The organism is Bradyrhizobium sp. USDA 4449, from assembly GCF_054056275.1.
On the sequence record NZ_JBSRYD010000001.1, the window covers coordinates 2655792 to 2670149 of the forward strand.

At 62.1% G+C, this 14358-nt stretch carries 14 protein-coding genes; 4 read left to right on the plus strand and 10 right to left on the minus strand.

Features of this window, described 5'->3' with window-relative positions; all coding sequences use genetic code 11:
• The first annotated feature begins 237 nt into the window (after positions 1-237).
• The 3 genes from ACVIIW_RS12665 (at position 238) to ACVIIW_RS12675 (ending at position 1667) form a co-directional block, all read left to right on the plus strand.
• Positions 238-585, plus strand: a complete 348-nt coding sequence (locus tag ACVIIW_RS12665) for a DUF3088 domain-containing protein (RefSeq protein WP_456701050.1) — start codon at positions 238-240, stop codon at positions 583-585.
• Between the two features lie 87 nt (positions 586-672).
• Positions 673-1248, plus strand: a complete 576-nt coding sequence (locus ACVIIW_RS12670) for a cysteine hydrolase family protein (RefSeq protein ID WP_456701051.1) — start codon at positions 673-675, stop codon at positions 1246-1248.
• A 107-nt stretch (positions 1249-1355) separates the two neighbouring features.
• Positions 1356-1667 (plus strand): hypothetical protein, encoded by a 312-nt coding sequence (locus ACVIIW_RS12675; protein WP_456701052.1) that lies wholly within the window; start codon positions 1356-1358, stop codon positions 1665-1667.
• A 34-nt stretch (positions 1668-1701) separates the two neighbouring features.
• Here the strand turns inward: ACVIIW_RS12675 and ACVIIW_RS12680 are convergent, their stop codons facing one another.
• The 8 genes from ACVIIW_RS12680 to ACVIIW_RS12715 all read right to left on the minus strand — a co-directional run bounded on the left by ACVIIW_RS12680 (position 1702) and on the right by ACVIIW_RS12715 (position 10284).
• Complete coding sequence (locus tag ACVIIW_RS12680; protein WP_456701053.1) at positions 1702-2970, minus strand: flavin monoamine oxidase family protein; 1269 nt, start codon at positions 2968-2970, stop codon at positions 1702-1704.
• A 4-nt stretch (positions 2971-2974) separates the two neighbouring features.
• Entirely contained in the window at positions 2975-3676 is a 702-nt protein-coding gene (locus tag ACVIIW_RS12685; RefSeq protein WP_456701054.1) for a RibD family protein, read from the minus strand.
• A 254-nt stretch (positions 3677-3930) separates the two neighbouring features.
• Positions 3931-5118 (minus strand): ABC transporter permease, encoded by a 1188-nt coding sequence (locus ACVIIW_RS12690; RefSeq protein WP_456701055.1) that lies wholly within the window; start codon positions 5116-5118, stop codon positions 3931-3933.
• 4 nt (positions 5119-5122) lie between these two features.
• Positions 5123-6283, minus strand: a complete 1161-nt coding sequence (locus tag ACVIIW_RS12695; protein ID WP_456701056.1) for an ABC transporter permease — start codon at positions 6281-6283, stop codon at positions 5123-5125.
• Positions 6280-6981 carry an ABC transporter ATP-binding protein gene (locus tag ACVIIW_RS12700; protein WP_456701057.1) on the minus strand — a complete coding sequence of 234 codons (702 nt, stop codon included), beginning with the start codon at positions 6979-6981 and terminating at the stop codon, positions 6280-6282. Before ACVIIW_RS12700 ends, ACVIIW_RS12695 begins: the two co-directional genes overlap by 4 nt.
• A 19-nt stretch (positions 6982-7000) precedes the next feature.
• On the minus strand, positions 7001-7951 hold the full coding sequence (locus ACVIIW_RS12705) for an efflux RND transporter periplasmic adaptor subunit (RefSeq protein WP_456701058.1): 951 nt from the start codon (positions 7949-7951) through the stop codon (positions 7001-7003).
• A gap of 158 nt (positions 7952-8109) precedes the next feature.
• Complete coding sequence (locus tag ACVIIW_RS12710; protein WP_456701059.1) at positions 8110-9279, minus strand: helix-turn-helix domain-containing protein; 1170 nt, start codon at positions 9277-9279, stop codon at positions 8110-8112.
• Positions 9280-9591: 312 nt separating this feature from the next.
• Entirely contained in the window at positions 9592-10284 is a 693-nt protein-coding gene (locus tag ACVIIW_RS12715) for a phosphatase PAP2 family protein (RefSeq protein WP_456701060.1), read from the minus strand.
• 689 nt (positions 10285-10973) lie between these two features.
• Here ACVIIW_RS12715 and ACVIIW_RS12720 point away from each other — a divergent pair.
• Complete coding sequence (locus ACVIIW_RS12720) at positions 10974-11225, plus strand: histidine kinase (protein ID WP_456701061.1); 252 nt, start codon at positions 10974-10976, stop codon at positions 11223-11225.
• A gap of 229 nt (positions 11226-11454) precedes the next feature.
• Here ACVIIW_RS12720 and ACVIIW_RS12725 read toward each other — a convergent pair whose 3' ends face one another.
• Positions 11455-13716: a spermidine synthase gene (locus tag ACVIIW_RS12725; RefSeq protein ID WP_456701062.1), complete on the minus strand. Its 2262-nt coding sequence runs from the start codon at positions 13714-13716 to the stop codon at positions 11455-11457.
• Positions 13713-14018 carry a hypothetical protein gene (locus ACVIIW_RS12730; RefSeq protein WP_456701063.1) on the minus strand — a complete coding sequence of 102 codons (306 nt, stop codon included), beginning with the start codon at positions 14016-14018 and terminating at the stop codon, positions 13713-13715. The genes ACVIIW_RS12725 and ACVIIW_RS12730 overlap by 4 nt, the downstream gene beginning before the upstream one ends.
• Between the last annotated feature and the right edge of the window lie 340 nt (positions 14019-14358).

Below are 14358 nucleotides of genomic sequence, written 5' to 3' on the forward strand. Positions count from 1 at the left end.
GCTTGACCGCAATCTAGGCTCGTGGCCTTAAACATTGGTTCCGCGGACAAAGCGGAATTGCACGTGAACGCCGGTAAGGTCTCGGTAACCGGCCGTATTCGCGGCATATCACCTCGGAGAGAGGTAAAATAAAACCTCTGCCATGATCGCGTTCGGCATACAAGGAGCAGGCACGTGACGACAGTTCAGACAGATCGAGACTGGACACGCGGGACAGGCCTCTCTTCGGAGCAACCCATGACGCGCGATCGCCTGTTTCTGCTGCGCCAAGGTTTCGAAGACCCTGCGCTTCCCGGCCGCCGCTTCTTCTGCTGGCACTGCGCACTGATCGAGGGCCTGCTCGCCTCATTTCCAGCGCTGACCGAAAAACTCGACGTCGAGCGCATCGCCTGGCCGAAGCCGCGGCGCGAGGTGATCGCACTGGTCGGCGAGGAGAACCAGTGGCTGCCGCTGCTCGTGCTCGCGGATGGAGCGACATCGCCGCATCAGACCGGCAGCCATCGGGGGCACGCGTTCATCAACGACAAGGACGCCATCCTTGCCGCGCTGTCCGAGCGCCACGGCTTCCCCGAGCCGCATCCGTAGAACTCGTCCCGAAACGAGGGATAATCGGCATTGCCTGCGCCAGCGAGCGCCTCGCATACTCGGCAGGCAAGCCCGGAATCCCTCGCCATGCGCAATCTCCTTCCCGCTCTCATCGTCGTGGACGTGCAGCGCGCATTTGACGAATGGGAGGCGGCGGGCAAGCGGCGCAACAATCCGGATGCGGTGGCGCGCATCGCCGATCTGCTCGCGGCATTCAGGACGAGCGGCGCGCCGATCTTCCACATCCGACACGAAGGCAGCAAACCGAACTCGGCGTTTTTGCCGTCGCGCACCGGATACGCCGTCAAGGACGAGGCGCGCGAGCAGGCGGGCGAGCCCGTGATCGTCAAGCGCGTCAACAGCGCGTTCATCGGCACCGACCTCGAGACGCGCCTGCGCGCAAGCAACATCGCCACGCTCGTGATCTGCGGCGCCACCACCAATCATTGCGTGGAGACGACGACGCGGATGGCCGGCAATCTCGGCTTCGAAACGGCCCTCGTGCGCGACGCCACCTGGACATTCGACCGCATCGGGCCCGATGGCGAGGCGCATTCGGCCGAATCCATTCACGCGATGACGCTGTCGAATCTCAACGGTGAATTCGCCCGCATCGTGACCACGAACGAAATCGTCGCCTCGCTCGCAGCGGTGCGACAATAAATCCCGCGATTGATCATCGCTCGTCTGCGTCGTTTCGACGCCCGCTCTCGCCGGAACGCCAGCAACACCCACCTGTTGTCACTCGACATCTCAACTGGAGTGATGACATGAAGTATCTCTTTGTCGCTATGGCCATCGGCGCTGCTGCGCTCAGCGCGTCCGCAGCCCAGGCCGGCGGCGAAAAGGCCAAGCCGAACGCGCGAGTGAGCCAATCGACCGATATCAGCGCGCAGCACAGGCATGGCCATCACGGTCATCGCCAACACCATTGGCGCCCGCATCACCACGGCTATTATCGTCCGCACTATGGCCATGGCTATTATCCGCGGCATCACGGCTATTACGGTGGCGGCCCCTACGGTTATTACGGCGGCGGCGGCCCCGGCGTGACATTCAGCTTCGGCGGAAGCCGCTGGTGAGACAAAAGGCCCGCAGAGATGCGGGCTTTCTTTCTCATTCCCGCAAGATCATTCCGGCCGTCTCCATCCCGCTCGCGAGCGCAGCCTCCACCGTTCCCATGTCGCGACCGCGATAGAGCGCCTCGCCGGAAAACAGCACAGGGCCATCCGCCTGCGCGAGACGCTCTTGCGCTGCGCGGCTCCGGGGCGTCGCCCAGGAATAGGCGCCGCCGGCAAAGGGATCGTGCGCCCAATTGGCAGCCGCGGCCGCAACGACGTCCCGCGCGATGGCCTCGCGCGACAGGCCGAAGATGGCTGAGAGGGAGTCGATCCCGGCATCGATCAGACCTTGCGGATCGAGGTGCGCCAGCTCCGCCGTTCGCGGACCGCCGAACCATCCCGTGAGCACGGGATGCGGATCAGGCTGCCGTGTCCACCACACCGGAATCGCCGCGTCGGACAGCAGGAAGAGCATGTCGGATAACTCCCGCCTCTGCTCGCGCCACCATGGCCGCGTGAACCGCAGCAGGATCTTGATGACACTTCCGAAGCCGATCTCGTCCGAGGCGGAAGCCTTTGCACGCGCGGCTGGTGGCAGCGCGATCTCGCGCAGCAGCGGCAGCGGCACGGTGAGGATCACGCGATTGCAACCCTGAGTCGCGCCGGCCGCACGGACAATGAGCTTGCCGCCGCTCTGCTCGATCGAGGTGACCGCGGCGCTGAAATGAATTGCAACGCCGGACCTGCGGCACTCCGCCGCTAAAAAGTCGACCAGGCCGCCATAGCCGCCATCGATCCGCGCCTGTGTCGCGTGTCCGTCATTCATCCATTCGTCGCGCAGCGCCAGGGTCGAGGCGCGCTCAGGGTCGGCCGCGTCATAGCCTTCGACCATGCGCTCGACCGCGTGCCGCAAACGCGCATACTCCGGTCCGGCGAAATGCCGGCGCAGGAAATCGGCGACGGTGATATCCTCAGTCAGATCCTTCACCGCGGCGTGAAGTTGTTCGTCATAAGGATCGCGCCGGTTTTCCCGCGAGAATTCCGTGCCGTCAAAGCTCCATTGCGCGCCGCCGATTGTCCGCACCGTCAGTGCGGCCTCGCGCGCGAGCCCGCGCGTGAGCGGCGCCTCGCCATGGACGAATTCGGCACCAAGATCGGCGGGATAGCCGAACTCGGATGCCGGCAGCGGATAAATGCGCCCGCCGCAGCGCTCGCGCGCCTCCAGGATCGTGACCCGTTTGCCGCCGCGGGCGAGCTCGCGCGCCGCCATCAGGCCGGCTGCGCCCGCGCCGACGATGACGATATGCTCTGGCCTATCAGACATGCTGCTATCGGCGCGCCGGTTCGTTCTGGATCAGATAGCGCAGCAGCAACACGCCGCCGCCGAGTTGTCGCGTGCTCTCCAGCGTCAACGCAGTCAGTGGCGCGCGTTTGTCGCTGTCGGCTTCGTTCGAATCGAACACGAAGGGCGCGCCCCTGGCGCCGTCGATCGCGGGACTGAGGATCAGATTGAATTCGTCGATCAGGCCGGCGCGCAGGAACGCGCCATTGGCGACGCCGCCGCCTTCCACCAGCAGACGTTTCACGCCAAGCTCGCGATTGAGGATCTCGGCCGTCAAGGCGAGGTCGATCTCGGATTTTCCGGCAAAAATATACGACACGCCCTCGCCGCGGAGTCCCGCAAGATGCGAATCCGGCACGCTCTCGGTCAGCACCACCACAACGGGATCGCCGCCGATGTCGGAGCGGCCCCAGCCGATCTTGCCGTGCGCGTCGAGCACGACCCCATAACATTTAGCATCGCGCCGCACGAACCAGTTTTCGCGCGGCAGCTTCTCACTCGTGTCAGGATAGGGCTTTCCCCTGGCGAACTCCGAGCCGGTGACGCGGCCGATCACCCAGGCATCGCCACCGAGTTCGTCATGGATCTTCTCGAACCAGTCGGTGCCGGCGCCCTTCGGACGCCAACGGCTGGGATGGGTACGGCCGTCGAGGCTCGCATGCATCAGACAGATGACGTAGGGCTTCATGTGAATTCTCCGTACCCGCATGACGCCGGGTTGCTGCCCTTCTCGTGATCGTTCGGGGGCACGATCTTTTAGGATGGCCGCGTCTCCATGATCGGCCCGGTCGCCGGCGGGGCAGCATTAGCACAAGGGCAGCGCGAAGCCAGCACGGTGGAACCGAAGGGTTGCCCCGCGCGATGTGGCGCCGGAGTACCCCGCTCCGCACCCCGCTCCGAACGATCGCACGTTCCTCGCACGGGGCCCAATCGCAAAATCGATCAGCCGTAGAGCCCGGCGACGATCGGCATGCGGGCGGCGCGGATGGCCGGAAAAACTCCGCCGAGCAGGCCGACCACGAGCGCGAGCAACAGGCCCTGGCCGATCAGACGCGGACTGAGCTGGAAGTTGAACACCACCTGGCTGAAGCTTGCGCCCATGGTCGAGGCGGTGAAGCCGTCAAAGACCAGATAGGTGATTGCCGCCCCGATCACGCCACCGATCACAGCCAGGATCAGCGACTCGACCAGCGTGCCGACGAAAGTCGAAAAGCCGCCGAACCCGATCGCGCGCAAGGTCGCGATCTCCGTCGCGCGCGACGCGACCGAGGAGTACATGGTGTTGAGCGCGCCCGCGAGCGAGCCGAACGCCATCGCGATCGCCAGCGGCCAGCCGAGCTTCTGGATCAGGTCCGACGTATTCGAGGCCTGCTGGGCGAAATAGGCCGCCTCCGACATCACGTCCAGCTTGAGGCGCGGATCGCTGTCGCTGTATGCGCGCAACGCCTCGATCGCCGCCGGGCTGGTCAGACGCGCGCGGACGGTCTGGACGGCGCCGGTGCGCTTGAACAGGCTCTGCAGCACCGGCAGGTCGGCCCAGATCTCCGACTCGAACACGCTGCCGTCTGCGGCGAAGATTCCGACCACCGTCCACCGCGTATTGTTGAAGGTCACCGTCTGGTCGAGTTCGAAGCCCTCGAATTCCTTGCCCAGCGCCCGACCGACGATGATCTCGTTGCTGCCCGGATTGAACATCCGGCCGGCGGTCATGACGATGCCGCGACGCAGCGCCGGCCCGTGCGAGCCGAGACCGCGCAGCGGCAGGCTCGCCTTGGTTCCGGTGCTGCGCTTGATGCCATTGACCGTGAGATAAAGCTCGCCGGAGGTCTGCGGCTTGCCGTCTGCCCCCCTGGCAATGCCGGGACCATCCTCGATCAGCCGGACCTGGTCGCGCAGGACCACGCTGTTGATCTCCGACAGCGACCCGCTGCGCAGCGCGACGGTGATGTCCTCTGCGCCGGAGTCCTCGATCGTGCGCCGGAATCCGTTGGCCATGGCGAGGAACGCGAGCAATACCGTGACGACAAGGCCGACCGCGACGACAGTGGCCAGCGACAGCCAGAGCCGCTGCGGCAGGCTCTTGAGGTTGATGGTGGTGACGGCCAGTATCTGCAGGAAAATCGAGCGCATCGGATCAGCTCCGTCCCAGTGCGGTGACGATGTTGAGGCGCATCGCGTTGAGCGCCGGCACCAGGCCGGTGATGATGCCGAATACGACCATCAGCCCGACCGCCACTGCTGCAATATCGGGATATAGCGACAGCGTCGGGACGAAGCTCATCAGGCTGTCCTTCACTCTCGTGATCAGAAAAAAGGCGAGGCCGAGGCCCGGCAGGCCGCCGAGCAGCGCCAGCAGGATCGACTCGCCGAGCACCATGCGCAGGATGCGGCCACCGGAAAAGCCCAGCGTCTTCAGCACGCCTATCTCGCGTGTGCGCTCACGCACGGTCATCACCATGGTGTTGCCTACGATCATCAGGATCGTCACGAAGGCAGCCCCAACCACGAGCTCGACTATCAAGGCGACATTGCCGAGCTGGGCGGCGAACGCCTTGTTGAAGGCTTTTTCGCTGTCGGTCGTCGTTTCGTAGGGAGAATTGGCAAACATCCCGTCGATCGCGTTGGTCACGCGCTCGTTCGCGGCGACGGAGGTCGTCCGCAACGACATCCAGCTGATCAAATCCTTGCCGAACGAGCGCGTCTCGTTGAAATAGTCATAGCCCATCAGCATGACGTTGGTGTCGGCCTGCGGAATGCGGGCGGTGAAGCTGCCGACGATGATGAAGTCCCAGGCGTGCGAGCCGTTCTTTTGCGACCAGATGTTGCTCGAGATCGGAACATGATCGCCGATCTTCCAGCCCCACTTCTCCATCATGCGCGCCCCGACCAGAACGCCGGTACGCTCGCGGATGAAGGCGGCGCGCGCCTCGGGCGAGAACACGAAGTCGGTGTCGCGAAGCTTCATCCAGTTCTCCGGATCGACCGCAAAGGCGACGAGAAAATTCCTCGGCTCCTGATAATAGCCCCCGAACCAACTGAAGTGGGTGATCTGGGCGACGCCGTCGATGGCGGCGACGCGATTGAAATAGGAAATCGGCAGCGGCTGGGTGAAGTTGATCTTGTTGACGACCACCAGGCGGTCGGGCGTGGCGCGGTCCTGGCCGGCGTTGAAGGCGCGCTCGAAGCTCGCGAGCACGGCGAAGATCGCAAACGCGATCAGGATCGACACCATCATCAGGATCGCCCGCAATTTCCGGCGGAATAGATTCTTGCGGATCAGGATCAGGTCGTTCACGCCGCGAGCTCCTTCTCGATGAAGTGGCCCTTGTCGAGATGCAGCGATCGCCTGGCGTATTGCGCCGCCGCCGGATCGTGAGTCACCATCACAATGGTCTTGCCGAGATCGCGGTTGAGCACTTGCAGGATCGACAGGACCTCGTCGGCGGTGGCGCGATCGAGATCTCCGGTCGGCTCGTCGCACAGCAGCAACGCCGGATCGGAGACGATGGCGCGCGCGATGGCGACGCGCTGCTGCTGTCCGCCCGACATTTCCTTGGGATAGTGCTTGACCCGGTCGGCGAGCCCCACAACGCCGAGCGCGGTCTCGACCCGCTGGCGCCGCTCCCTGCGGCCGAGCCGCGTCAGCAGCAGCGGCAAGTCGACATTCTGCGCCGCGGTCAGCATCGGCATCAGGTTGTAGAACTGGAAGATGAAGCCGATATGGGATGCGCGCCAGCGCGAAAGCTCGCTCTCCGACAGTCGGTCGAGGCGTTGACCTGCGACCTCGATCCGGCCCGTGTCGGACCGATCGATGCCGCCGAGCAGATTGAGCAAAGTGGTCTTGCCGGACCCGGACGGCCCCATCACCGCGACGAAATCCCCGCGTGGTATAGCCAGGTTGAGACCCTCGAAGATGGTGATCGTCTCCTTGCCCTTGGTGAAGCGCTTGCACAGATCGGCGATGTCGATCATCGGGTCGGTCGGCGATGTCATGGGTCTTGCTCCCGCGTGCTTAATGGGAATCGGACCGCGCCGCTGCGGGCGCGCCGTCGTCCAGGAATGTCACCTTGATCGCCATATCAGGCAGAATGCGCGCATCCTTCACGTTCATGCCGACACGGACCTTGACGGTCGCCTTCTCGCGATTGGCTGTTGGCACGATGGCAATGACGGCGCCCGGGATGCGCCAGTCCGGATAGGCATCGAGCACGGCCTCGACGCGGGTGCCGGCATGCAGGCGGCCAATCGAGGCTTCGTTGACGTCGACCTCGATCTCGATCGAGTCCATGTCGACGATGGTGCAGATTCCGGTGCGGGTGAAGCCTCCGCCGGCCGACAGCGGCGAGATCATCTCGCCGGGTTGTGCGCTGCGCTCAACCACGACACCGCCGAACGGCGCGCGAATCCGGTGCTTGCCGAGCACCTCGCCAAAGCGCTGGGCCTCGAGCCTGGCCGCGGCCAACTGGGCCTCGGCCTGGCGGAGTTGGGCCCGCAGCACGCCGGCTCGCGCCTGCGCCTTGGTCAGATCGGCCTCCGTCGCATAATTTTTTCCCGACAACGTCTGGGTTCGATTGAGTATCCGCTCCGCGTCGGCCAGATCGGCGGCGATCGCGGCCATGGCCGCTTCGGAAGCCTCGGCGCGCGCCTGCGCCAACGAATAGTCCTTGTCCGCCAGGACATCGTCGAGCCTGGCGAGAACCTGGCCAGCCTCGACCACCATGCCCTCGTCGACCAGGAGTTCGACGACCTTGCCGGTGACCTCGGCCGCAACAGTGGCCTTGCGGCGCGCCACGACGTAGCCGGACGCGATCAGGCTGCCCGCGCCGGGCGCGGCCGGTTGGGCCGGATGCTCCGGTTGTGCGACCTGGGTGGATGGGGCTTCGGCAGTCGGCACCTGAGCGGACGGCGACGAGCCGCCGAGCCGGAACGCCGCGCCGCTTCCCAGCATGAGCAGGACGATCAATATCCCGATAACCGGAAGCAGCCATCGTCGCGGCCGTGACGAAGGCGCTGCCGGCGGCGACCGTTCGATCATGAGCGAGCGCAGCGATCGCGTCCTGTCATCCATCTCCATAGCTTGCCCGATCCGGCGAGGTCTTTCTCGCCCGATGCAGAATTCGGCTAGCCGATTTTCAATGGGATTGGCCGATTCTGAAGTTTTTCCTCATTTTCCAATGCAATGGCTGCCGAGCGGGCAAGTGCGTCGCGGCGGAATTCGGTCGGCGTCAGGCCGCTTTCGGCCTTGAATGCACGATTGAACGGGCCGATCGACTGGAAACCGGCGTCCATGGCGATGGTCAGCACGGCGACATCCCTTTGGCCCGGATCGGATAACGCCGCCTTGGCGTCCTCGATGCGATAACGATTGAGAAAGGCATTGAAGTTGCGATAGCCGAGGCCTTCGTTGATCGCCTGGCGAAGCCGGTATTCCGGCACGTCGAGCTTGGCTGCGAGCGCGCCGATGGTGAGGCCTTCCTGCCGGTAGATCCGTTCGACCGTCATCAAATTGTCGAGCCGGCGCAACAGCAGCGACGCCACGGCCTCGCGACCGCCCTCGGCTACCTTGGTCGGAGCCGCGCGATCCGCGTTTCCGGACGCAGTTGTCGACGCCATCGCGACCACAGCGGGAGTGGCCGGCGGTGGATAGAACAGGCCCCATCCGGCCAGCACCGCGATAGCCAGCAGAGCGGCGGCGGTGATCAGGCTGCCGGACATCCCGAAACCCTTGGCCGAGATCGACGTCAACTCCGGAACAGACAGCAAGACCACAATGAGCAGCGATAGAATCAGGACCGCGAGCCGCAACCGGCGCCGGCCGGCGACGAGGTCGGCCTTCCACGTCCTGACCGTCTGCACGGCCGCGGAGAGGGCCAGGACAATGGCCAGGCCCGACATCGATCGAACGCCGGCCTTGGCGAACATCGGCCATGTCGTCCACGTGGTGATCACCGAGAACCATACGCCGGCGACCGCGAGCCACAGCACGCCATGCCAGCGCCGAACCACGAAATCGTCGTCGAAACTCGCGCGCGCCCACAACCATACGAGCACCGGATTGGCGCCCAGGATGGGCATGATCCACCAGACCGTTGCCTTCGGCACGAACGGTGCTGTCACGATCGCGTAGAGCGCACCCGAGGCGGCCATGGCGGCGCCGAGCCATTTGATCGTATCCAGCGGGCGGACACGCACCAGGGTCACGGCCGTCATCATCAGGAAAAGGCCCGCAACTGCGCCGCGCAGGCCGAGGTCAAGTGCGATGGTTTGCATGCTGTCCGCGGTTTGAACCATCCCCACCACCGAAAACCAAGACGTTGCACGTGCCGGCGGATCGGCGCTGTCGAAGACCCGTTCGGCAGCCCAAATGCAGATGCCACAACCTGGAGGATAATCGGATACGCGCCTGGTGGCAAACCAAACGGGGGCGGTGCGCGTCATTCAGAACATCGCTGCGAAGCTCATACGTTATTGAAATGACTCACCTTCTGGCCAGTGATCCCGACAAAGGATCCGTCGCGCTCCTCGGGAAAGCGTTGATGGGCACCACGCTTACTTCGCCCATCGGCGTCACGAAACAAGGAGCCCGGCCAAAGCGCGGATTCTTCATATGAACTTTTTGAGGGCGCTTGCGGCGATCCGCAGGTCGTTGAACATCGTCAAAAACTGGAACGAGAGAACAAAAAAGCCCGCATAAAACGGACCTCTACTCCTTTTTTCGGCGGCCCATACGAAGGGTCCGAGCTTGCCGGCAATGATTGGCGCGATGAAGGAGGCGACGACCACGCCGATAACTGCACCACCGATCACGTCGCTCGCATAATGATATCCTGCAAATATGCGTGGCATGCAAATGACGAGGAGTGACCAGGTGTATGCCGCAAGCCCCAGCCGCTTCGAGAGAAGCCACAGCGCAGTCGAGAGGGCGAAATACACGGCCGCATGGTCGCTCGGAAATGAGCTCCAATGCTCCAGGACGGTATCTTCGGGCGTGATCCCCAAGGGCGGTATGAAAGCGGGATCACCGGCGTGGAGCGGACGGACTCTTTCGGGAAGAGCATCCTGAATTGCCCGGGAGAGCGCTCCCGCAATGAACATTGCGACGAAGCCCTCGAGGACCGCGCGGCGGTTTTCAGTCTCGTTGATGCTGAACCACAGGAGCCACAATAGGGCAAAGAGGGGAAGCGTCTTGAAAGTATCGAGCGAGAGAAGCTGGATGATGATTTTGTTGAGCAACACGGATTGCTGTGCCCAATAGGACATCAATCCCAACAGATAGTGATCAAAGCTGTCTATCAATGTGCTGTCCTGAATATCGAAAACACCAAGTCACAATAAAATGGTTTCAACCCGAGTTAGCCCATGATCACGACCACCGCACTAGGACTTAGAACCAATAGCGGACGAAGGCATAGGGGTGTTATTTCAGGACGATTTCGTCGCGCATCAAACCGTTGTTCCGTTCGTGGAACGCCCGGGTGTGTCGGTTTGAGCACGCCGCGGAATACTCTGTGCCAGGTGATTGCCTCCAATTCCAGACTCAGGTTTCTTCACCACGCCGGAATTGCGTCGATGGAGACTAGCGTGCACGGCGAAGCCGGGTGCATCGTTTGCTGCCAAGCCAGAGTGCTGATAGCGCTCTTTCCGGTGGCTGAAGGATGCGAGCTAAAGCTCTATGAATGTGCTGGCTGTAGTAGCAGCATGTGGTTGATCACCAAAGTATCCAGATCCTTCACACCACAGCGCGGAAAAAAAGAAGGGCAGCTCACGACCATCGACGCTGCGCTGAAATCCGCCTTGGGAGTACGCAGATGATCGGGCTAATCTTTCAGACCAGCACAGGGAGGGTGTCGACCCTCCGACACGGCAAGCATCTGTAGGCGTATACGGCGGGGAGGTTTGCAAGGTGTGGCAGCATTGCAAGAAAATCCTGCCGACTTTTTCGAGCCCGGCCGGTCGAACAAGCAAAAGGCAATGGAGGAGAAGACATGCTGCGTTCAGTCCTGGTATTCGCAACGGCAGCCGTGATGATAACGCCGACCGCGGTGCTGGCGGACAACAAATCCGATTGTCAGAAGGGTCTTGAGATGATCAAGGCAGAACTGAAGAAGAAACATCCGGCTCCAGTGATCGCAACCTTGCGCAAGGCGCTTAGCGGTGCCGAGACCGAGGTGACAGAGGAAGACTGGCCCGAATGCATGGACTACATCAAGACCGCGCGTGCCGCGCTGAAACAATGAGCGCTACGATCCACGGCAATGGCGCTGCGGCTGCGCGCATTGCAACCGAGCAAAAAGCCCTCGTCATCGAGAATGATACCGGCGAGCCGCTGTACTCGAAGACAGCAGATTGATTGTACTGGCCCGGCTGGAGTTGCTCGCTGTGCGCCAGGCGGCCCAAACTGTGTCTGGATGCTTCATGGTGCCCCAAGTTGACGATGGGCCCCCGGTCGCTCGGTCATTCGCATCGTCAGAATGAGATCACCCGCCAAATATCGGCGCGCTGATCGGTCCAAAGGTACCGGGCTTCTGCCGCAGGAAGCGCTTTCCAACCATCCTTGTCGGAGAATGGGTCGAGAGTGCTATCCCGTCCGGCGACCACGACCGCTATCGCAGGCGACCGTTGGAGGATCGATGTTCCAGGCGGAGGGATGTCAAAAAGAATGCGCGCCGGGAGGCCGGCATTCGTTGCCAGGGCCCCGACCACCGGAGCCAGAGTTAGTCTCCGACTACTGACGTGGAACAGGATGTGCCCACCTGGGGCTAGTTTTCGCAGGTAAAGCGCTAAAGCCTCGCGTGTTAACAGGTGCATCGGGATGCTGTCTGAACTGAATGCATCGACAACCAGCACGTCATAAGCGCCGTCTGGTGCATTCCCGATGGTCATTCGAGCGTCGCCCAGGACGACACGCGAATGGGGGGCGCAGTCCTCCAGGAAATGGAAGCGATCCCTTGCGAGGTGCTCGACAACGGGATCGATCTCATAAAATGTCCAGTCCTGGCCTTCTTTAGCGTAACAAGCGAGAGAGCCTGCGCCCAGCCCAATAACCGCGACACGGCGCACTTTGCTTTGAGACAATGCATTGAAAAAGCGACCGAACGGACCTTCCCTCGTATAATACGTCATGAACAGAGTAGCCTCATCTGGTCGCAGGCTCTTGGCTCCGTGCAGGGTCGTGCCATTCATGAGTACGAGGGTCGGTGCCTGCGCATCGGAAGCCATCTCGACTCGGTAGACGCCGAAAAAGCTTCGCTCGGCGGCAATCAGCTTCCATGCCGTCTGTGACCTCAAGGGGAAAAGGAATACGAGAGCGACGGCAATAGCGAAGCGCCACCTTCGTTGGGAGAAATTTACCAGCGTCAACGCCAGCACCAGGTAAGGGACGCAGAAGATCGCCATCGTAAACGGCCCATGGTTTGCGGACTCGACGAGGGTGCTTCTGAGTACCAGCAGAACGGCTAAGAGCAGTAACGGCAGAACGATATCCATCAGGGGCTTGCTTTGCCTGTCCGAGGGCATCGGCGGCCTCACCAGACAAGCTGCAATCAATGCTAGTGGATATTCCCATACGCCTTTGAAGATCAGCGGAGCGATCAATGCATTGAAAACGCCGCCCAAAACGCCCCCCAGGGAGAGGAAGAAGTAGAATTCGGTCAGTTGCGCGGAGGATGGCCGTCGCTTCGCCAGTTCGCCATGACAGGTCATGCTGATGACGAAAAAGCAGCTGAGGTGGAAAGCCAGGGCGATTGGCAGAGGAACGAAAACAAAAATGCCGCCAGCGCCCATGGCCACGACCAAAATCAGTGCGACCGGAAACGCGCGCTTCATGATTGGATGAGGCAAAGGTGGCCGCCGCGCAAAGGCAAAAATGAACGTCAGTAGGTACAGCGTGAGCGGGAGCACCCACAGCAACGGCGCGGATACAATGTCCGAGGTGATATGTTGGGTGACTCCAAGCAACAGGGACGAGGGGATGAAGGCAAGCCCCGTCCAGATCAAACGATCGCGTGTACTGCTCGCTCTGCTCAATTCAATGACCTGCGTCGGCTCACCCGGGCGACGCCTCTCTGACAACATGATGGCGGCGCACGAAGCCACTCCCAGAGCCAATACTGCAAATCCAGCGGACCAAAACGTCGCCTGTCGATCAAGCGGCAGTTCCGGCTCGACTACCAATGGATATGCTAACAGCGCTAGAAGGCTTCCGGCGTTGCTCACTGCATAGAGAAAGTAGGGATCGCGCGCCCCCTTGTGATCGCCATCCGCGAACCAATGCTGCAAAAGGGGTGCTGTCGCCGAAATAGCGAAGATCGGGATCCCACACGACGAGCTGAGGCGCAACAACAGCCATAAGACCGCGGACTGGTCCGCTGACGGTCCGTCGGGTCCAAGCGTCAAGGGAAGTGCAATGGCCGATAACGGCAGAAGAATGCAGACGTGAACGCCAACTTGCGCTAAGCGCGATGATAGTCGGGTTAGAAGATGCGCGTACGCGTAGCCAAGAAGCAGCATAGTCTGGAAGAACACGAGGCAGGCGCTCCAGACCGATGCTGCTCCGCCGAGCTTCGGCAGCACCATCTTGGCTATCATCGGCTCGACGAGAAACATCAAGCCCGCGCTTAGAAACAGGGTGGCTGCAAATGTCGGTATCGCCAGCGAGGATCGAATGGGCAGCCGACCAACACCTGCTGAAACGTTCATTGTGGCCCAGAAATATTTCAAAGTATTCATTGCCCCTCGGCCTTGACCGGCGGCATCTGCGTGCCTTGGACGCTCTGGCTCAGCGACGCCAGCGCGGTCCTGAGGTCATCAGAAATCGGCGCGAGCCCCTTGATCTCTTCGAAGGCCTGGGAGACGCGCTCATTCGCTGATTTCTCGAATGGTTCGAAGCCGTCGGAGATGCGCGTTCCACCTCCGAGAACGAGGGCAGCGATCGGTCCTAGCACGAGGATCGTGGTCCAGACGCCGAGTCTGTGGTTGCTGCTGTGTTGCTGAAGTGTGGGCGATGGCTGCACAAGGTGGTTGTTGGCCATTGTCGTAGCTCTCGGCGAGTGCATGATCACCGATATTCGCGAACAACGACAGACCAGGCGACTGCTATTAAGTGGTAACCTGCTTGTGTTTGCGGGCTTTCGCGTCTGAAAGGTCTCCCTGGGTCGCCATGGATTTTGCGAGGTCCTGTCGTCACACCGGAGTAGTTACAAGTGCGCAGCCGCGCGGGGCGGCAGCGGCCCGGGCCTCCGGATGAAATTTTGATTGACTGGAAGCTCTCGCCCCCGTGGACGAAATTACGGTGACAATGCACAAGACTCGTCGGCCGTCACGCGTCTCCACGATCCAGGCACCACATACACCGTTCTACAGTTGCGGTGA